Consider the following 19151-nt stretch of genomic DNA (forward strand, 5'->3'; position numbering starts at 1 on the left):
GTTCAGTCCTCTGTGTCGATGATCACGCAGGCGAGGCGGGAGCCGCTCGAGCCAAGTGCGGCCGAGGCGACGGTCTGCCCGCCCACTGTCAGATCGAACGGCCGGTGCTGTGGATGCGGCAGCGGCAGCAGGTCGCCGACGTCGAGCCCCAGCACCACGCTGGGGCGAACGCTCGCCTGCGTCAGCCGCACGGCCACCTCCACCGGTACGCGCGCCAGCTGAGCGTCGACCAGCTCGCGCGCGTTGTCGGCGCTGTGTGTCGGATTCGTCTCGCCGAGCTGCGGCAGCAGCGCCACCGCGGGCAGCGCGACCGTGGCCCGGGCGGTGTTCTCGCCGACGCGCAGGTCGAAGCCGGCGACGACCATCAGCTCGGCCGTGGCCGCGGCCTGCGCGAACTGGGAGTTGTACTGGATGGCGTCCACCGCGATCCCGGCGACCAGAATGGAGCCGAGCGAATAGCGGAGATCCTCGAGCGCATCATCCATCAGCCGGCGCACCAGCGCCTGCTCGATCTGGGTGAAGGTCCGTTCGTGGTCGACCGGCGTCCCCTGGCCGCCCAGCATCGCGTTCACCCAGGACAACCCGGCGACCGTCGGGAACTGGAGGACGGCCTTCGGCACCACGCCCTCGAGCTCGCAGAGCACCATCGCCGTCGTCGCGGGCAGCGACGCCGCGTACTCGTCGTAGGTCTGCAGCTGAACGGAGTCGCACTCCACCTGGCTGAGCACCCGCACCTTCGCCGTGAGCTGGGTCGCCCACTGCCGGGCGAATGTCTCGAACGCCAGCTCCAGGACCCGCGAGTGCTCGCGGGCGAGCGTCGTCGGCCGCCGGAAGTCGTAGACCGGCGCCTCGGGCGCGTCGGGCGCCGGGGCCTGCAGAGTGGTCACGGGCAGGACTATCGGCCGCCGCACGCATCCCGTTAGCCGCCGCGTCGACAGTCCGCCCGGCGCCCGTCGTCCACGCCGCATCCCCTAACGACCGCCCACCCCGGACCGATAGTGCCCTCGTGACGGCTCACGCGGAGCCGAGACCAGGATTCGCCCTCATGATCGTCGTCACCCGATTGAACGACAGCCGGTTCGCGGTCAACCCCGACCTGATCGAGCGCATCCACGCGAGCCCCGACACCACCCTCGTGATGGTCGACGGGGCGAAGTTCATCGTCACCGAGTCGCTGAGCGAGGTCATCGAGAAGATCGCCGCCTACCGGGCGCGGGTGATCGCGCTCGCCCATGACCTCCCCGCCGCCGGTCCCCGCCCGATCCCGGCTCCGCCGCTCGGACTCGTCCCGCTCAGCGGGCTGGAGGACGACGAGACGCCGGCGCATCCCGAAGCCCCTGCCCTGCCGCTTCGAGCACGGAGGAAGTGATGGATCCCGCAACGATCATCGGCATCGTCCTGGCGTTCGGCGCAGTCGCCGCGATGGTGACCATGGAGGGCGCCCACCTGAGTTCGCTGCTGCTGCCCGCGCCCATGGTGCTGGTCTTCGGGGCGACCATCGCCGTCGGGATCGCGAGCGGGACCATCCGGGACTCCGTGGTCGCGGTGAAGGCGCTGCCCCGCGCATTCCGCGGCAGGATCGAACCTCCGCAGCAGGTGATCGAGCAGGTCGTGGGCCTCGCCGAGAAGGCGCGGGCCAGCGGCCTGCTCGCCATGGAGCAGGAGGCGGAGAGCGTCGAGGACCCGTTCCTGAAGCGCGCGCTGCAGAACATCGCAGACGGCACCGACGGCGACGAGCTGCGCGTGCTGCTCGAGGACGAGATCGCCACCCGCTCCAAGAAGGACCGCGTCGCCGCCAAGTTCTTCAGCGGGATGGGAGGCTATGCCCCGACCATCGGCATCATCGGCACGGTCGTGTCGCTCACCCACGTGCTCGAGAACCTGGCCTCCCCCGGCGAGCTGGGTCCGATGATCGCCAGCGCCTTCGTCGCCACCCTGTGGGGCCTCCTCTCGGCCAACTTCCTGTGGCTGCCGCTCGGCGCGCGCCTGCGCCGGCTGTCCGAGCTCGAGGTGGAGCGGATGACGCTGCTGATGGAGGGCGTCCTGGCGGTGCAGTCCGGCAGCCAGCCGCGCCTCCTCGGCGAGCGCCTGCGCGCCATGGTGCCGGGCGGCGAGGCGGAGAAGCCCGCAGCGAAGACCGCCAAGCCGTCGCGCGGCGCCAAGGATCCCGTCGAGGAAGCCGCCTGACATGTCCGCCCGCCGCCGCCGGAGGCACGAGGAACCCGAGGAGCATGAGAACGAGGAGCGCTGGATGGCCTCCTACATGGACATGGTCACCGTGCTCATGTGCATGTTCATCGTCCTCTTCGCGATGTCGACCGTCGACGCGAAGAAGTTCGAGCAGCTGAAGGACTCCCTCGCGACCGGCTTCGGCCAGGTGAAGTCCCAGAAGGTGGACACGGCCAAGGGGGTCGTCGTCCCGCCGAAGCACGTGGACGAGTCGGGGAAGTCGACGGACTTCGCCCTCGCCCAGCAGGAGGTCCAGAGCCTGCAGCACCTGAAGGACCTCATCGAGGCGGCGCTCACCCGCGACGGCCTGCAGGATGCGGTGGAGCTGAAGATCGACTCGCGCGGGCTCACGATCGGCCTGGTCGGCAACTCCACCTTCTTCGACTCCAACCGCGCAGAGCTGAGCCCGCGTGCCGTGCTGGTGCTGAACGACATCGGCCCGGTGCTGGCCCCGGCGTCCTATGCGGTCTCCGTCGAGGGGCACGCCGACCTGCGCCAGCCGGGAGCGCCCTACCCGACGAACTGGGAGCTCTCCGCCGGACGCGCCACCAGCGTCCTGCGCCACCTCGTCGAGGTGAACGGCTTCCCCCAGTCACGCATCGCAGCCGTCAGTTTCGGATCGGCCCGCCCGGTCGACGGACACACGAGCACGACCGACAGCGACCTCGCCCTGAACCGGCGCGTGGATGTGGTGGTGCTCTCCGCACAGCCGGAGGACGTCCGGTCGCTCATCCCCCAGGCGCTGAACACGCCGGGCGCGGCTCCGGGCGCGGCGCCCGTGCCGGCCGCGCCCTCCGCCGCCGGCTGAGCCCGCGGGGCTCAGCCGAGGGAGACGCCGGTCCAGGAGACCGGGGGGAGCTCCAGGGTGAGGATGCCGTCGGCCAGCGACGCGACGGGGGTCGGGCGCAGGCCCACCCGCTCCTGGTCCTCCAGCGTGTTCTTCGCGTACACGTCCTCGTCCCAGAGGGACAGGGCCTCGCGCACCCGGTCCACGCCGAGGTCGCGCACATCCACCTGGATGGTCTGGGTCTCGGTGCCGCTGCGGTTGACGACGAAGAGTGCGGCGGAGCCGTCCGCCTCGTCGAAGGTGGCGACGGCATCCACGAGGTCCGCCGCCCCGTAGACCGCGGTCTCGTACGTGCCCGTCGTGATGTCCGGCCGGAGCACCTCGCCGCGAGCCAGGCGACTGGTCACCGAGAACGGGAAGAACGTCGTCTGCCGCCACGCCGCTCCGCCCGGCTCCGTCATGATCGGAGCGATGACGTTCACCAGCTGGGCAAGGGATGCGCTGGTCACCCGGTCGTGGTTCTTCAGCAGGGTGATCAGCAGGTTGCCGAGGACGACCGCGTCGGCGACCGAGTAGACGTCCTCCAGCTGGCGCGGCGCGTGCCGCCACTCGTGGTTGACCTCCTCGGAGTCCTTGTGCTCGTCGATGTACCAGACGTTCCACTCGTCGAACGAGATCTGGATCTTCTTGCGGTTCTTCAGCTTGTTTCCGACGTGGTCCGCCGTCGCGACCACGGTGTCGATGAAGTACTGCATGTCGACGGACGAGGCAAGGAAGGACCCGAGGTCACCGCCGCGCTCCTGGTAGTACGCGTGGGCGGAGACGAAGTCGACGTGCTCGTAGGCGTGCTCCAGGACGATGCGCTCCCACTCGCCGAACGTCGGCATCCCGGAACCGGACGAGCCGCAGACGACGAGCTCGAGATGCTCGTCGGCCATCTTCATCGCCGCCGCGGTGCGGGCGGCCAGCTTGCCGTAGTCGTCGGCCGTCATGTAGCCGGTCTGCCACGGGCCGTCCATTTCGTTGCCCAGGCACCACATGCGGATGTCGTGCGGCTCGGGCGTCCCGTTCGCGATCCGGAGATCGCTCAACGCCGTGCCGGAGGGATGGTTGGCGTACTCGAGCAGGTCCAGTGCCGCCTCGATCCCCCGCGTTCCGAGGTTGACGGCGAGCATCAGCTCGGAGTCCGTCAGCTTCAGCCAGCGGGCGAACTCGTCCAGCCCGACTTGGTTCGACTCGAGCGAGTGCCAGGCGAGGTCGCGGCGCACCGGCCGGTTCTCGCGCGGCCCGACCGAGTCCTCCCAGCGGAACCCGGAGACGAAGTTGCCGCCCGGGTAGCGGATCGTGCTCGAGCCGAGCTCCCGCACCAGCTCCACCACATCCAGCCGGAACCCGTCCTCATTCGCCGTGGGGTGTCCCGGCTCGTAGATGCCGTCGTACACACACCGCCCCAGGTGCTCGACGAACGAGCCGAAGATGCGGCGGTTGACGGTCGCGACGCGCGCAGAGCGGTCGAGGGCGATTCGTGTCTCAGACATGGTCTCCTGGGTTCCTACAACGTTATAGAACAACGTTGCAGACACCATGATGGTGGGAGAGCCGGGATCATGTCAACCGGACTCGTCAGCTCGCGCTGGACTCGCGCTCCACCAGGCGGAAGGGCACCTCGATGGCCTCGGGGACGAAGGGCTCGTCGTCCCCCTCGATCCGCCTGACAAGGAGCTCGACAGCGGCCCGCGCGATCTCGTCCCTGCCCGGATCGATCGTCGAGAGGGTCGGGATCGAGTAGCGCGTCTCGTCGATGTCGTCGAAGCCGATGACGGCGACGTCCTCGGGGACGCGGCGGCCGGCCTCCTGGAACGCGCGCAGGGCGCCGAGCGCGATGGCGTCGTTGAAGGCGACCACGCCGTCGAACGAGGCGCCGGTGGCGAGGAAGTCGCGCATCCCCTCTGCGCCGTTGTGGCGGTGCCAGAAGCTGACCGGGACCACGAGGGACGGGTCGAACGGGATGTCCGCCGCGGCGAGTGCCTGCCGGTAGCCCTCCAGACGCAGTGCGGCCGAGCCCGTGACCTCGCCAGGGTGCGCGCCGAAGGCGACGATGCGACGTCGGCCGGACGCCAGCAGGTGCTCGGTCGCGGCCCGGGCGCCCTCCGTGTTCTGGATGATGACGTGGTCGCGCGGCGAGGCGAAGTTCCGGTCGCCGAGCAGGACGACCGGAGTCGTCAGATCCCCGATCAGCCCGGCGCCGGCCTCGTCGAGGGCGAGCACGCTGTGCAGGACGCCGTCGACCATCCGGGCGTGAGGATGCCGCAGGACGCCGAGCTCGTGCGGACGGTCGTCGCCGAACTGCTCGATCAGCACGGCGAGTCCGGCGTCGGCCGCGGCCTGCATGACCGAGTCCGCGAGCTCGGCGAAGTAGGCGTTCCGCAGGTTCGGGATCATGAGCGAGATCACGTTGGTGCGGCCGGAGCGCAGGCTGCGCGCCGAATGATTGGGCGTGTAGCCGAGCGTCTGGATGGCGTCGAGCACCTTGTGCCTGGTGTGCTCGCGGACGTGCGGGAAGTCGTTGATCACGTTCGAGACGGTCTTGATCGACACGCCCGCCAGAACGCTGACGTCCTGCATGGTCACAGCCACGGTGTTCCCCTCTCACGTGCCTCTCGGTCGAGATTACAACGTTAGAGGTCGGGATGTGACGGCGATGTCCCCCGGGTCAGCGCAGAGCGGCCGGACGGACCCGCACGGGCGCCAGCCACGCGGACACGATGACCGCCGTGATCGCCCCCGCCGCCATGATCGCCGCCAGCACGACTACCTGGAACCGGCCGGCCTCGAGCGGCGAGACACCGCCGAAGATGGCGCCGACGAAGGCTCCGGGTAGGGTGACGAGCCCGGTCGTCTTGGTCTGATCCACCGAGGGGATGAGCGCCGAGTACACCGCGCCGCGCGCGAGTTCCAGCGTCGACTGCCGGGGCTTCGCGCCGAGGGCGAGCCACCCCTCCACCTCCTCCCAGTGATCGCGGACCGCCTCGGTGAAGCGTCGCCCGGCGAGGGTCGCGATGCTCATCGAGTTGCCGATCACGATCCCTCCGATCGCGAGGGCGTAGCGCGAGCTGAACTGGATGGCACCGGTCAGGAAGACCACCGAGAACGACACGATCACCCCGGTCGCCATGGCGGTCGCCATCATGAGGGCGTGATCGCGCGACCAGCCGATCCGGTGCGTGGCCGTCCCGGCGGCCACCGAGAACATGACCACGAGCGCCAGAGCCACCCACCGCGGATCCGTGATGACGCCGGCGAGGACGACGCTGATGACGGCGAGCTGCGCTGCCCCACGCAGGATCGCCAGCGCCGGCGCCCAGCGGTGCGGCACGCCGTACCCGGCGAGGACCGCCACCGCGACGAGCGCGAGCACCGCCACCCCGAGCAGGGTCGGCGCCAGCTCCTGGACGATCGGCACGCCACGAGCCTACGTGCTGGCCCCCGCGCTGGACACGGCGGCCTCGCGCATGCCGCAAACGGAGGCGTCCCCGCCCCGCCCAGCCCGCATCCACCTCCGTTTCCGGCCTCGCAGCGGCGTGCCGGCCGGGATCTCCTCCCTTTTCGGCAGCCGGATCACCGCTTCAGGTTCGTCAGCTCCTGCAGCACCTCGTCGGAAGTCGTGATGATGCGGGCGTTCGCCTGGAAGCCGCGCTGGGCGACGATCAGGTTGGTGAACTCCTGGGACAGGTCCACGTTCGACATCTCGAGGGAGCCGCCCTGGAGGGAGCCGAGGCCGTCCTCGCCGGGACCGCCGAGCTGGGCCGTGCCCGAGTTGACGGTGGCGCGGTAGGTGGAGCCGCCGGCCTTCTCCAGACCGCCGGGGTTGACGAAAGTGGCGAGCGCGATGCGCCCGACGGCCTGCTTGTCGCCGTTCGAGAACAGGCCGGTGATGGTGCCGTCCTTGTCGAGGGTGAAGGATTCGAGGGTCCCGGCCGCGCGGCCGTTCTGGTCTGCGAACGCGACGGTGGTGATCCCGGAGTAGCCGGTCACGGCGCCGAGGTTGACGTTCACCCCGCCGACCGTGAGCCCTCCGCCGCTGGTCAGGACGCCGTTGGTGAAGGTGAGCGAGCCGGTTCCGGTGGCACCGGCCGCGTCCGCGCCCGCCACATCCCAGCCGGTGCTGTTCTTGGTGAAGGTCAGCGTCAGCTTGCGAGCCGTGCCGGTGGCGTCGTAGACGGAGACATCGCGGACGAGCTGGTCGCCCACGACCGCATCCGAGGGGAGGTTGCCGGTCACGTTCGCACCGGTGGTGGCCGAGGCGGGCGTGACGGCCTTCAGCGGGATCGTGACGTCGCTGAGCGCGCCGCCCTGCTGCACGACGCCGTTGACCGCGTTCCAGCCCTGGAGGATGGCGCCGCCGGGTCCGACCAGCCGGCCGAGGGCGTCGGGGTCCAGTGCGCCGTCACGCGTGTAGACGGTCTGCCCGCCGGCCTTCATGACGAAGAAGCCGTCGCCGTTGATCATCATGTCCGTCGCGCGGCCGGTCGACTGCGCGGCGCCCTGGGCGAAGTTCGTCGAGATGCCGGCGACCAGCACGCCCAGGCCGATCTGCGCCGGGTTGGTCCCCCCGGTCTCCGCCTGCGGCCCGCCGGCGCCCTGCACCAACTGGGAGAGCGTGTCCTGGAACTGCACGGCGGACGACTTGAACGCGGTGGTGTTGACGTTGGCGATGTTGTTGCCGGTCACATCCAGCATCGCCTGGTGGGAGCGGAGGCCGGAGATCCCGGAGTAGAGCGAGCGGAGCATGGTGGTTCCCTTTCTTCAGGACGTTCGGAGGTCAGACGGTGGGCGAAGTGGATGCGCCCGAGCCGGCCGGCGCGGGAGTCACGACGCCGAGGATCGCGTCGAGAGGCAGTTTCTGGTCGCCTATGGTGACGATCGGCACCGGGCCCGCATACGAGACGGAGGAGGCGACGCCGGTCTGCGCCGTGCCGCTCTTGTCCAGGTAGCTGACGGTGTGGCCGACGAGGGCCGCAGCGGCCTGCCGCATCTGCAGCGCGAAGCCCTCCTGCGCGGTGCCGTCCATGCTGGTCAGTTTCTCCATCATGGCGAGCTGAGTCGTCTGCGCGATCATCTGGTTGGTGTCCATCGGCGAGCTGGGGTCCTGGTTGCGGAGCTGGGTGACCAGCAGCTGCATGAACGCCTCGCTGTCGAGCGACTGCTTCGGCGCGCGCGTCGGCGCGGTGGAGTAGATGCCGCCCGTGGAGGCGGAATCGGCTCCGGTGATGGGGTCGATGGCCACGGTGGCTCCCTTCTAGACGATGAGGTCGATGGTGTGAGCGGACCCGTCCGCGGGTGCGGAGGGGAGGGAGCGGGTGGATGCGGCGGTCGCCACGGTCGCGGAACCCGTGCGCCGCCGTCCGGCGGCCTCGGCGAACGGATGACGGCCGGCGGCGGACGGGTCCTGGTGCGGCGACGGCTGGCTCTGCGAGGACAAGTCCAGCGTCCCGCTGAGCCCGGCGCCGGAAAGGTCGCGGCGGAGGTCCGGAAGGATCGCGCGCAGCGCATCGCGCCCCGCATCGGTGGGCGCGAAGAGCTCGACCCGGACGCCCTCTCCGCCGACGTGCGCCCGCACGGTCACCGGACCCAGCGCGTCGGGTGTGACGTGGACGGTCATCACGTGCTCGCCGGCTCCTGCGGCGGCGAGGGTGAAGACCGGCCGCGCGAGCTGGGCGGGGAGGGACGGAGTGCTGGGGGATGGGGTGGATGCGGCAGGCGCCGGTGTGGCGGGCGCGGCGGCGGCCGGTTGCACTGGGACCGTGCGGTCGCCGGGCGGCTGCATCGTGGCGGCGGCCGGTGCGGGCTCGACGGCGAGTGCCTTCTCACGCGGGGACGGGACGGCGGTGGAGGACGACAGCAGGGTGGAGGCGGCAGTGGCTGGTGCCGATGCGGCCGATGTCATGTCCGTCGCCTGCGACGGTCGTGGCGCGGCCGCCGGGACGAGCGCACCGGGGGCGACGGGGGCGCCCTGTCCTGTCGTGCGCGAGGATCCGTCCGGCGTCGCGGGCAGGGAGGCGGCCAGAGGAGTCGCGGGCGAAGCCGATCGAGTCGGCTGCACGCCGCTCCGAGCCTCGACGGGCTCCGGTCGCGACGGCAGGGGCTGTGGGCTCTTCGTAGCTGCGCTCCTCGCCGGAGAGCCCGCCGTAGGAGCCGCAGCGGAGAGGGCCTGCGTCATCGCAGCGGTCCGGGGAACGCCGCCGGGCGTGCCCGCGGTCGCCCCGGTCGACCCTGGGGCGGATGCGGCTGCGCTCGGAGCCGCTGCAGTGACCGCGGCTGCCGTCACCGTCGCTGCCGTGACCGCCGTCGGCATGGTCGCGGCGAGCTGAGTGGATGCCCCGAGCCCGCCGAGCTGCATGACGGGCGGCGTCACCGCGTTCGCGAGACCTGCTCCTGGATCAGCGTTCGGGGCCGCCACGGCCGCCCCCGATGCATCGGACGCCGATGACTGCGACCCCGTCCCATCGGACGCCGACGGCTGCGCCGCCCCCGATGCTTGCCCCGACCCCGGTGCCTCACCCGTCGCATCCTTCTCGGAAACGGTCGTCGCCCCGTGCCGGACGGGGTGCGATCCGGCCTCTCCGCCCTCGGTGCGAGGCACCGCATCCACGGCGCCCTGGAGAAACGCGTCGAACGTCTCGCCCGATCGCGTGCCCCCGCTCGCCGCACGCGCCGGACCCGCGGGCGCGGCCGCCGGCGCACCGGGAGCCGACGCCACCGCCGCCGGGCTCACAGCGACCCTCCCTGAGTGAGCGACGCGAACAGAGACCGCAGCATGTCCGCCTGCGCCGACGCGACGGACGAAGCCGCCAGACCCGACACCCCGGTCGCGCCGCCTGCGCCGGCCCCACCGGCTGCCTGCGGCAGCACCCGCCGGATCGTCACGATGTCGGAGTCGCTCATCCAGTTGTCCACCAGGCTGACCTTGCGGCCTTCGCTCGGCGCATGGATGACCTTGCCGTCTCCCGCGTAGATGACGATGTGGTCGCCGCCGTTGGTCACGATGAGGTCGCCGGGCTGCGCCTGCGCCAGGGACGGCACGGCGGTCCCGAGGGTGGACTGACCCGAGACGAGTCGCGGCACGTCCATCCCCAGGTCCTTGAACACGCGCTGGACGAGGCCGGAGCAGTCGAGGCCGGACGCACTCGTCCCGCCGAAGACGTACGGCACGCCGAGGTACTTCTTCGCGTCGGCGACGACGTCGGCTCCGGTCACGCCCCCTGCTGACCCGCCCTGCGCGGCGCTCACGGCACCCGACAGGGCGGAAGCGAAGTCCGTGGCCGAGGTGCCGGACCCGCCGGACGCTCCGACAGTCCCCGAACCTACGGAAGCCCCGGATACCCCCGACGCCGTCCCCACCTCCAACTGCATCAGCGTCGCCTGGATCTGCGCGATCCGCCCGATGGCCTCTGTGACGCTCATGCGCCTCTCCCGTCCCGGGTCCGCTGCCAGCCGCCGGTCGCGACCTCGTCGATCGCGGCCTGCTCAGCGCTCAGGTCGCCGGCGACGATCTCGGCTCGGTGGCGCGTCTCGAGCTTCTCCAGCCCGACCGCGCGCTTCTTCGCCTCCCGGAACGCGTCCTGGGCGGCAGCGGCCCGCGCTTCGGTCTCCGCAGCGAGCGCCGACAGGTCCGCGAGCATGCTGCGGCTGGAGGCGCGTGCCGCCGCCATCGCGAACAGCGTGCTCGCGTCGGTCGCCTCGGCCGGCACGGAGTGCAGGGCCGCGATGGCCCGCGCCTGCCGCTCCCCCGCATCCCGCCGCAGTGCGTTGGCGGCCGCGAGGTCGCTCGCCGCGTGCTCCTTCTCGATCTGCCGCAGCCGCAGCAGCCCGGCCAGTGCGAACGCCCGTGCCATCATGCGCCTCCCGGCATTCCGCCGAGCATTCGCGTGAGTGCCTCGAGACGCGCCCAGGACTCGGCAGGGGCGGCCGGCTCGTCGATGCCCTGACGCAGGAACGCGTCGATCGCGTCCGCGTGGGCGACCGCCGCATCCACCTTCGGATTCGTCCCCGGCTTGTACGCGCCGACGTCGAGCAGATCCTGCGCGGCGACGCGGGCGGCGAGGATGCTGCGCAGCGTCACGGCGGCCGCCCGCTGCTGCGAGGTGGTGACCCGCGTGGCAAGCCGCGAGACGGAGCCGAGCACGTCCACCGAGGGAAAATGGCCGATGACGGAAAGTTTCCGGTCGAGCACGACATGCCCGTCGAGGAGGGAGCGGGCGGCGTCGGCGATCGGCTCGTTGTGGTCGTCGCCGTCCACGAGAACCGTGTAGAGACCGGTGATGGAGCCGGACTCGGCGGTTCCGGCGCGCTCCAGCAGCTGCGCCAGCAGCGAGAACGTCGAGGGCGGATAGCCGCGGGTCGCGGGCGGCTCCCCCGCCGACAGGCCGATCTCGCGCTGGGCCATCGCGACACGCGTGAGCGAGTCCATCATCAGGACGACGTCCGCCCCCTCGTCGCGGAAGGACTCCGCGATCCGCGTGGCCGCAAACGCGGCTCGCAGCCGCATGACCGCCGGCTCGTCCGAGGTGGCGACCACGACGACCGACCGGGCGAGCCCGGCCGGCCCCAGGTCGTCTTCGAGGAACTCGCGGACCTCGCGCCCGCGCTCCCCCACCAGCGCGATCACGGACACCTGCGCGTCCGTTCCGCGGGCGACCATGGACAGGAGCGACGACTTGCCGACTCCCGAGCCCGCGAACAGCCCGAGACGCTGTCCCCGTCCCGCCGTGGCCATCGTGTCCAGCACGCGCACGCCGAGTCCGAGCGGCTGCAGGATGCGCGCACGGCGCATGGCGTCGGGCGCCCGGTTGCTCAGCGGCACGAAGCCGTCCGGCTCGATGGGACCGCGGCCGTCGATCGGCCGGCCCAGCGCGTCGATGACGCGGCCCAGCATCCCGCGTCCGGTCGGGACGAGGAGAGGGGCCCGCACCGCCCGCGCCGGCGCTCCAGCCGCGACGCCGGTCAACGAGCCGTAGGGCATGACGCGGATGCGCTCCGACGTGGTCGCGACGACCTCGGCGTGCACGCCCGGTTCGGCGCCGATCACGACGACGTCACCGAGCGCGGCCGGGACTCCCTCGACTTCGGCGCCCAGTCCGACCACGGCGGTGACCCGGCCGACGCGCTCCACGCCCGCGGCCGCGACCGCCGCATCCCATCGGCTCAGCAGCGCGCTCACGAGAGCGCCTCCTTCGCCCGGTCGAGAGCCGAGTGGATGCGCCCGTCCAGCCACCCGGCCGGCAGCTCGCCGATCGCATCGCCCCGGGCGAGGGACGGATCGGCGACGAGCTGCAGGTCGCGCGGCACGCCGGCTCCGTCGAGGGCCGCCTCGTCAAGCCTCGCCACGTCGTCCGGGTGCAGGCGGACGACCGGTACGATTCCGGCCGGCCCCGTCGATCCCACGCGCACCCGCGCGACCGCCGCGCGGGCCGCCTCCAGCGGATCCTGCAGGGCGACGCCCACCACCGCCGTCGCGAGCTCGAACGCCGCATCCACCAGTGCCGCCTCGGCCTCCGCCACCACGGGCACGGTCGCCTCACGGAGCTCCACAGCGGCTTCACGCAGCGCCACGGCCAGCACGGCGACGCGCTCCGCGGCCTCTGCACTCTCTGCAGCGCGCGCATCCTCCGCGTCGGCCAGCCACCGCGCCTGCTCCCGGGCGGCCTCCCGCCGGCCCTCGGCGAAGCCCGCCGCGAAGCCACGTGAGCGCGCGGACGCCGCGGCCGACTTCTCGTGCTCCGACTCCGCGATCACGGGAAGCACCAGGGGCGAGAAGTCCTGCGTGAGCACCGCCTCAGTCGACATACGCGTCCTCGTCCCCGCGTTGCACCGTGATCGTTCCGGCGGCCTCCAGGTCGTGGATCGCTCGGACGATCTCCGCACGCGCGTCCTCCACCTGCGAGACCCGCACCGGACCGAGGATGCGGACCTCCTCCTCGAGGATCTCGCGGTTGCGCTCGGACAGGTTCGCCGTGATGATGGCGGCGACCGCCTCCGGTGCGCCCTTCATCGCGACGGCGAGCACCGCCGCATCCACCCCGCGCAGCACCTGCTGCACGTCGCGCGCCTCGAGCCGGACGATGTCGTCGAACGTGAGCATCCGGGAGCGCACCTCCTCGGCGAGCTGCGGATCGCGCACCTCCAGCGCCTCCAGCAGCGCCTTCTCGGTGGCCGCATCGGAGCGGTTGATGATGTCGACCAGCGGCTGCACTCCCCCGACGGCGTCGGACGACGCGCGCGAGGAGACGACGGCGCTCGCACGCTGCTTCAGGGTCTCGGCGACCACCCGCACCGCGTCGGGGCTGGGCGACCCCATCGTCGCGATCGCGTGGGCCACCTCGGTGCGTGCCCGGTCGTCCAGCCCGGCCAGGATGCGCGACGCGTGATCCGCGCGCAGGTGCGCGAGCACGAGGGCGCTGGTCTGCGGAAGCTCGCCGGCCAGCAGCATCTGCACCTGGGCGGGCTCGACCGCATCCAGGAACTCGAACTGCTTGCCCGCCAGGTTGGAGGCCACGCGGTTCATCACGCCGGTCGCCCGCTCGGCGCCGAACGACGCCTCCAGCAGCCCCACCGCGATGTCGCGGCCGCCGCGCGTCGTCACCGCGCCCCGGGTCGCGAGCTCGTGGAACTCGCTCAGCGCCTTCTCGGCCACGCCGGGGTCGACCCGCCGCAGCCGCAGGATCTCTGCGGTGATCTCGTCGGCCTCCGCATCGGAGAACTGCTTCATCACCTGGGCCGCTCGATGCTGGTCCAGGTTCATCAGCACCACGGCGACCTTCTGCGCGCCGGTCAGGGCCGTGCTCATGCGCCGGCCCTGTCATCCATCAGGCTGCGGAGGAACTCCGCCGTCCGCTGCGGGTCACGTTCGGCGAGCGCTTCGATCTCGGTCCGCCGGCGGTCCGCCTCCACCTCCGCGGGATCCGAGCCGGGGTCCGGCAGCGGATCGAGCTGCATCGGCACGGTCGGCGCCGCCTGCTGCAGGGCGAACGGGAACGTCCCGGCATCGAGCGCGAGCGTGTCCCGATCTCTCGCCAGCGACGCCTGCTCCTCCGAGCGCCGGCGACCGCGGCGGAACAGCAGGAAGGCGACGATGGCCGCCGCGAGGATGCCCGCAGCGATGACCGAGGTGCGGATCAGGCTGCTCAGCTGGTCGGCCGCCGCCGCGTCCTTCGTCTCCTGCAGCGCCTTCGCCGCCTCCGTCGCTCCCGCCGTGCTGAACGGGACCATTTCGACGCTGACCGAGTCGCCACGCGTGACGTCGATGCCCGCCGCTGCGTTGACGAGGTTGCGGATCTCGTTGGCGCTCACCCCGCCGACGGCGTCCGAGTTGAGCGCCACGGAGACGGTCTGCCGGTTGATGGCGCCGGCCGGGATCGTGCGCTGCTCGGTGACCTTGTCGACCGCGTTGTCCTTGGTGCTCGACTCCGAGTCGAAGGTGCCGTTGCCATTGGTCCCGTTCGGGACCGCGATGTTGTCCGGGCCGAGGACGCCCGCGCTGCCGCCGCCGGAACCGGTGTAGGTCTCCTTCTGCGTCGTCTCGCTCAGCGACGGCGCGTTCGTCGGAGTCGTGAACGACTCCACCGTGCGCTGCGCGCTCTGCGTGCTGACGTCGGCCGCCACGGCGACTGTGGCGTTCCCGGCGCCGACGACCCGGTCGAGCATCTCCTGCACGGCCGTCTTCACGCGGGTCTCGTAGTCGCTCGCCTGCTTGTCCGCTCCCCCGGTCGCGCCGCCTCCGACCGTGCTGAGGACGGTCCCGTCCGCATCGACGACCGCGACGTCCGTCGGCTTCATGTCGGGCACAGCGGCGCTCGTCAGGTGGACGATCGCCTGCACCTGCTCGGCCGTCAGCGTCACTCCGCTCTGGGTCTCGATGAAGACGGACGCCGTCGGGTCCTTCTTCTCCGACGCGAACACCGTCTCCTGCGGGATCGCGAGCCGCACCGATGCGGTCTTGACCCCCTTCATGGCGGAGATGGTGTTGCCCAGCTCGCCCTCCATCGCGCGCTTGTAGGTGACGTTCTGCTGGAATTCGGACGAGGTCACGCCCATCTTGTCCAGCAGCGAGTAGCCCCCGGTGGTGGATGCGGGAAGCCCGGCCGACGCCGCCTTGAGCCGCTCGTCGTACACCTTCTCCTGCGGCACCAGGATCGTCGCGCCGCCGTCCGTCAGCTGATACGGCACCCCGTCGGTGCGGAGCTGGTCGACGATCGCGGAGGCATCCGACGCAGCGACGCCCGAGAACAGCGGCGTGTACGTCGGCTGCGACGCCCACAGGGCGATCCCGGTGACGCCGAGACCGACCACCGCGATGCCGATGATCGCAATGGTCCGCTGGGCCACCGAGAAGCCGCGGATCGTGTCGCCGAGCCGCCGGAGGAAGCTGGTCACCTGCTGCGGCATCAGGCCTGCATCCGCATGATCTCGTTGAACGCGTCGACAGCCTTGTTGCGCACGCCGGCCACCAGCTCCAGAGTCACCTGGGCGCGTGTGGAGGCGAGGGTGGCATTGTGGATGTCGTCCAGATTCCCGGTGACCGCCTGGATGGCGAGCTTGTCGCTCGTGCCCTGCAGCTGCTGCAGGTCATCGATGGCGCCGGTGAGCGCGCTCCCGAACGACACTCCCCCTGTACCGCTCGCCGCCGGCGCCGCGGAGGCGCCGGACGTCGCTGCCAGCCCGGCGCTCGCTCCGAGGCCGGGCACTGCTCCGATGGCCGGGATCGTCATCAGCTCCTCCCGATCTGGAGGGCTGCCTGGTAGGTCTCCTTCGCGCGGTCGACGACGCCCGCGTTCGCCTGATAGCCGCGCTGGGCCATGATCAGCGCCCCCATCTGCTCGGAGAGGTCGATGTCCGGGTAGCGCACATACCCCTGTGCGTCGGCGATCGGGTTGCCCGGCTCGTACACCATCCGCCCTTCGGCGCTGCCGAGGGCGGAGCCCGCGACGTAGACGCCGGAGTCGCCCTGCCCCTCCTGAGCGACGATGTAGCGGGCCTGGAAGGCGGCTCCGCTGGTAGGTTTCGCGGTGTTGACGTTGGCCAGATTGTCCGCGATCGCGTCCAGCCACTTGCGGTGCAGGGTGAGGCCTGTCCCGGCGATCCCGATGGCGTCGAAAGTCACGTCATGCTCCTTGGTGTGGTGGTCCGGCGTCAGCTGGTCTTCAGCGCCGCGCGGAGCGCCGAGAACTCGTTGCCCGCCGCCTGCGAGGCGAACTGGAAGCGGAGGACGGTGTCGACGTTGGAGAGCGTCTCGGTGTCGAGGTTCACGTTGTTGCCGTCGAGGCGGGTCGGCTCGAGCGACCGGGCCATGGTCGCGCCGGCGTGACCGTCGTGCTCGGCGACCGAGGCCGCCAGGGCGTTCTCGAACGAGACGCGCTCGGCCGTGTAACCCGGCGTGTTGACGTTGGCGATGTTGTTCGCGATGGCGCGCTGGCGCGCGGCGAGACCGTCGAGGGCGCTGGCCAGGGCGGCGCTGGTCACGGATTCGAGCACGGCTGCACTCCTGGGTCGTGGGGCGGCCTGTCCGTGGCCAGTCGATGAGCGATCCGTGCTCACGAAGAGCTATCGGCAGGTGTCCTCACGGCGTTAGGGAGAGCATTCCCGGGATGTGCGGCTGCCGATTTCCCACACGGTCATCCACAACGTGTCCCCCATTGTGAATTACACCGGTGTGCTTTCGAAGAGACCTTCGATTATGAATGCATTGCGACAGAATCCCCGGTCAGAAGGCATTTCTGAAACCTGAGAATCTGTGAATCCACAAATCTCGCGCGTGTCCTCCACACGATACTGCTGCGTATCCACGGATTCTCAACAGGGTTATCCACAGGTGGAGAAGTGTGGAGTCTCTCAGCCGAGCAGATCGAAGAACACCGGGTGCGCCCCGACGTCCGACCGGGGTACGGATCGCACGGCGGCGAGGTGGCGTGCCGTCGTCCGTCGCACATCCTCGAGATACCGGATCGTGTGCAGCTGCGCTTCCAGCAGCCGCGCGGCGCGCTCCTGCAACCCGGCCGGGATGGGGCCCAGTGCGATCGGCGGACGCCAGGGGACGGGCTCCGCCTTCTTCAGCGCGCCGTGCAGTTCCTGCTCCATCCGGTCCAGGGCTTCCGCCCAGGCGCCAGGCTCGTCAGGCGACGCCGAGGTCACGGTCCGCTTCCGTCGGAGTGGTGGTCGCCGGCCCCGCCGCGGGCAGCAGAGCGGCGGCATCGTGCCAGGTCCGGCGCAGCGGCTCCGCCAGGCCGATCGCCTCGCGCACCTTCGTCACGTCGCGCTCGATCATCCCGCCGACGATCAGGTCCGCGAGGTAGCCGTAGAGGCGCAGCAGGCCCTCGGCGCCGTCCCACAGGTCGACGCGCAGGGTCGACGCCAGCTCGGCCACGATCTGGTCGGCGTGACGCAGGTTCTCCCACGCCGTCGGCCACTGCCCGGCGGTGAGCGCGGCCTCCCCGCGGGTCAGGTCGAGCAGCAGCCGGTCGTAGAGCATCGTCAGGAGGCGCGCCGGACTCGCGGAGAGGACGCTGTCGCGGTTGTAGGCCGAGAGCTTCGCGGCGGCGGAGGTGAGGACGTTCATCAGGCGCTCGCAGCCGGGAGCGAGGAGAGCTGGCCGGTCAGCCACGAGGACTGGGACTGCAGCTGCTGGAGCTGCACCTCCAGGTTCGCGTAGGTCTTCTCGAGCGTGGAGCGCCGGTCGGCGAGGCGGGTGTCCCAGTCGGTGATCTGGTCGTTGAGGTCTTTCACCGTCGACTGCTCGCCCTGGATCTTCAGCGAGATCGAGCCGGTGTACGTGTCGCTGGCGCTCTTGCCCGCGTCCGAGACCCGCTGCGCGATGGTCGCCAGGGCGGACTTCACGGTGTCGGGATCGGCGGCCATCGCCTTCGTGAAGGCGTCCTGGTCGAACGTGACGGTGCCATCGCGCGTGATGCTGATGCCGTAGGTGGAGGGCGAGACGCCGCCGATGGGAGAGATGATCGCATCCACCAGCTGCTGGTTCACATCGCGTGTCGTGGAGTCGCCGGTGAAGACGCCGCCGGTCACGACGGTGCCTCCCGCCGCGTCCGTGGAGGTCGCGACCGCCTGCTTCTGACTGATGAAGGTGAGGATGTCGTTGACGCTCGTGACGAGCGAGCCGGCCGCAGCCGACAGGCTCTTGTCGTCTCGCGCCACCGTCAGCGTGACGGGGGTGGTGGATGCGGCAGTCACCGAGACGCCGACCCCCGGCAGCACGTCGGTGAACGTGTTGGAGGCGCTGGTGACCGTCTGCGCGGCGCCCGTTCCCGCCCACAGGGTCAGCTGTGCGTCCTGCGCCTGGCGGACCTGAGCAGCGCCCGGGTCGGACAGGAGGTTCGTCGCCGTCCCGGCCGCCACGTCCGCAGACGTCCCTCGGTAGGCGGTGAACGCGGCGGCCGCCCCGGTCGTGGTCGAGCTGAGCTGCAGCCGGTAGAGCGGCTGACCGGTCGCCGGGTCCAGTCCCGCCGCGACCTGGGTGGCACTGACGCCGGCTCCCGCCTGGTTGATCGCCGCAGCGACATCCGCGAGGGAGGCGCTGGCCGCGGTGACCTGTGTGGTGGTCCCGTTCGCCGCGACGAACGTGAGCGTCGGCGGCTGATCCGGCCACTGGGTGAGGGGACCGGTGACCGTGACCTGGGACTGGGCCAGCTGGTCCACGGTGAAGTCGATCGTGCCATCCACCGCTCCCGTGCCCGCGGTCGCGGTGACCGCGGTGGAGCTGCTGGTGGCCGTGTGGAGGTCGGTGCCGGCCGGCGCCGCCAGCTTCCCCGCCGAATCGGCGAGCGTCGCGACCTTCGCATTGAGGGCCTGCATCGCCGTGATGAAGTTCGTGGAGTCGCTGACCTTGTTCTTCAGCAGGGTCTGCGGAATCGCCTCCGCCTGCATCAGGTTGTTGATCAGCGATGTGGTGTCGAGGCCGCTGATGAGTCCGTCGACGGCCATTCCCATCCGGTGGTCTCCCTCTCACGAGTCTGCTGTGGCGGTTCGGGTGCTGCGGGTGCAGAGGTGGTCGGCGGCCGGGGCGTGCGTCCGCATCTGTCTCTTATACACATCTCCGAGCCCACGAGACACTCGCTAATCTGGGGGG

22 protein-coding genes are annotated in these 19151 nt (G+C 71.0%); 3 read left to right on the forward strand and 19 right to left on the reverse strand.

What is annotated here, in order from left to right:
- Positions 1–2: 2 nt before the first annotated feature.
- Positions 3–887 (reverse strand): flagellar motor switch protein FliM, encoded by an 885-nt coding sequence (locus ACPYOG_RS02225; RefSeq protein WP_481292628.1) that lies wholly within the window; start codon positions 885–887, stop codon positions 3–5.
- 119 nt (positions 888–1006) lie between these two features.
- Between ACPYOG_RS02225 and ACPYOG_RS02230 the strand changes: the two genes are divergently transcribed.
- The 3 genes from ACPYOG_RS02230 to ACPYOG_RS02240 are packed head-to-tail and all read left to right on the forward strand — an operon-like array spanning position 1007 to position 3037.
- On the forward strand, positions 1007–1369 hold the full coding sequence (locus ACPYOG_RS02230; protein ID WP_481292629.1) for a flagellar FlbD family protein: 363 nt from the start codon (positions 1007–1009) through the stop codon (positions 1367–1369).
- A complete protein-coding gene (locus tag ACPYOG_RS02235; RefSeq protein ID WP_481292630.1) occupies positions 1369–2187 on the forward strand; it encodes a motility protein A in 819 nt (272 codons plus the stop codon). The genes ACPYOG_RS02230 and ACPYOG_RS02235 overlap by 1 nt, the downstream gene beginning before the upstream one ends.
- Position 2188: 1 nt before the next feature.
- On the forward strand, positions 2189–3037 hold the full coding sequence (locus tag ACPYOG_RS02240; RefSeq protein WP_481292631.1) for an OmpA/MotB family protein: 849 nt from the start codon (positions 2189–2191) through the stop codon (positions 3035–3037).
- Between the two features lie 11 nt (positions 3038–3048).
- Here the strand turns inward: ACPYOG_RS02240 and arfA are convergent, their stop codons facing one another.
- The 18 genes from arfA to fliD all read right to left on the reverse strand — a co-directional run bounded on the left by arfA (position 3049) and on the right by fliD (position 19012).
- Positions 3049–4554, reverse strand: coding sequence for an arabinosylfuranosidase ArfA (arfA, locus tag ACPYOG_RS02245; RefSeq protein WP_481292632.1), 1506 nt, complete (start codon positions 4552–4554; stop codon positions 3049–3051).
- 85 nt (positions 4555–4639) lie between these two features.
- Positions 4640–5653 carry a LacI family DNA-binding transcriptional regulator gene (locus ACPYOG_RS02250; RefSeq protein ID WP_481292633.1) on the reverse strand — a complete coding sequence of 338 codons (1014 nt, stop codon included), beginning with the start codon at positions 5651–5653 and terminating at the stop codon, positions 4640–4642.
- A gap of 76 nt (positions 5654–5729) precedes the next feature.
- Positions 5730–6479, reverse strand: coding sequence for an ABC transporter permease (locus ACPYOG_RS02255; protein ID WP_481292634.1), 750 nt, complete (start codon positions 6477–6479; stop codon positions 5730–5732).
- 155 nt (positions 6480–6634) lie between these two features.
- Entirely contained in the window at positions 6635–7807 is a 1173-nt protein-coding gene (locus tag ACPYOG_RS02260; RefSeq protein ID WP_481292635.1) for a flagellar hook protein FlgE, read from the reverse strand.
- Positions 7808–7838: 31 nt separating this feature from the next.
- Positions 7839–8303 carry a flagellar hook assembly protein FlgD gene (locus tag ACPYOG_RS02265; protein ID WP_481292636.1) on the reverse strand — a complete coding sequence of 155 codons (465 nt, stop codon included), beginning with the start codon at positions 8301–8303 and terminating at the stop codon, positions 7839–7841.
- A 12-nt stretch (positions 8304–8315) separates the two neighbouring features.
- Positions 8316–9791 (reverse strand): flagellar hook-length control protein FliK, encoded by a 1476-nt coding sequence (locus tag ACPYOG_RS02270; RefSeq protein ID WP_481292637.1) that lies wholly within the window; start codon positions 9789–9791, stop codon positions 8316–8318.
- Positions 9788–10480 (reverse strand): C40 family peptidase, encoded by a 693-nt coding sequence (locus ACPYOG_RS02275; protein ID WP_481292638.1) that lies wholly within the window; start codon positions 10478–10480, stop codon positions 9788–9790. Before ACPYOG_RS02275 ends, ACPYOG_RS02270 begins: the two co-directional genes overlap by 4 nt.
- On the reverse strand, positions 10477–10911 hold the full coding sequence (locus ACPYOG_RS02280; RefSeq protein ID WP_481292639.1) for a hypothetical protein: 435 nt from the start codon (positions 10909–10911) through the stop codon (positions 10477–10479). Before ACPYOG_RS02280 ends, ACPYOG_RS02275 begins: the two co-directional genes overlap by 4 nt.
- Positions 10911–12236 carry a FliI/YscN family ATPase gene (locus ACPYOG_RS02285; RefSeq protein ID WP_481292640.1) on the reverse strand — a complete coding sequence of 442 codons (1326 nt, stop codon included), beginning with the start codon at positions 12234–12236 and terminating at the stop codon, positions 10911–10913. The genes ACPYOG_RS02280 and ACPYOG_RS02285 overlap by 1 nt, the downstream gene beginning before the upstream one ends.
- Positions 12233–12862, reverse strand: a complete 630-nt coding sequence (locus tag ACPYOG_RS02290) for a FliH/SctL family protein (protein WP_481292641.1) — start codon at positions 12860–12862, stop codon at positions 12233–12235. The genes ACPYOG_RS02285 and ACPYOG_RS02290 overlap by 4 nt, the downstream gene beginning before the upstream one ends.
- Positions 12852–13862, reverse strand: a complete 1011-nt coding sequence (fliG, locus tag ACPYOG_RS02295; protein ID WP_481292642.1) for a flagellar motor switch protein FliG — start codon at positions 13860–13862, stop codon at positions 12852–12854. The genes ACPYOG_RS02290 and fliG overlap by 11 nt, the downstream gene beginning before the upstream one ends.
- The gene (gene fliF, locus ACPYOG_RS02300; RefSeq protein WP_481292643.1) at positions 13859–15460 is read right to left on the reverse strand and encodes a flagellar basal-body MS-ring/collar protein FliF; all 1602 of its coding nucleotides are present in this window, start codon (positions 15458–15460) and stop codon (positions 13859–13861) included. The genes fliG and fliF overlap by 4 nt, the downstream gene beginning before the upstream one ends.
- On the reverse strand, positions 15460–15783 hold the full coding sequence (gene fliE, locus ACPYOG_RS02305; RefSeq protein ID WP_481292644.1) for a flagellar hook-basal body complex protein FliE: 324 nt from the start codon (positions 15781–15783) through the stop codon (positions 15460–15462). The genes fliF and fliE overlap by 1 nt, the downstream gene beginning before the upstream one ends.
- Positions 15783–16175 (reverse strand): flagellar basal body rod protein FlgC, encoded by a 393-nt coding sequence (locus ACPYOG_RS02310; protein ID WP_481292645.1) that lies wholly within the window; start codon positions 16173–16175, stop codon positions 15783–15785. Before ACPYOG_RS02310 ends, fliE begins: the two co-directional genes overlap by 1 nt.
- Positions 16176–16204: 29 nt before the next feature.
- Entirely contained in the window at positions 16205–16546 is a 342-nt protein-coding gene (flgB, locus tag ACPYOG_RS02315) for a flagellar basal body rod protein FlgB (protein ID WP_481292646.1), read from the reverse strand.
- A 357-nt stretch (positions 16547–16903) separates the two neighbouring features.
- On the reverse strand, positions 16904–17203 hold the full coding sequence (locus ACPYOG_RS02320) for a hypothetical protein (RefSeq protein WP_481292647.1): 300 nt from the start codon (positions 17201–17203) through the stop codon (positions 16904–16906).
- The gene (locus tag ACPYOG_RS02325) at positions 17184–17627 is read right to left on the reverse strand and encodes a flagellar export chaperone FliS (RefSeq protein WP_481292648.1); all 444 of its coding nucleotides are present in this window, start codon (positions 17625–17627) and stop codon (positions 17184–17186) included. Before ACPYOG_RS02325 ends, ACPYOG_RS02320 begins: the two co-directional genes overlap by 20 nt.
- A complete protein-coding gene (gene fliD, locus ACPYOG_RS02330) occupies positions 17627–19012 on the reverse strand; it encodes a flagellar filament capping protein FliD (RefSeq protein ID WP_481292649.1) in 1386 nt (461 codons plus the stop codon). The genes ACPYOG_RS02325 and fliD overlap by 1 nt, the downstream gene beginning before the upstream one ends.
- Between the last annotated feature and the right edge of the window lie 139 nt (positions 19013–19151).

This window comes from Leifsonia sp. HAY1-4F (assembly GCF_056755275.1).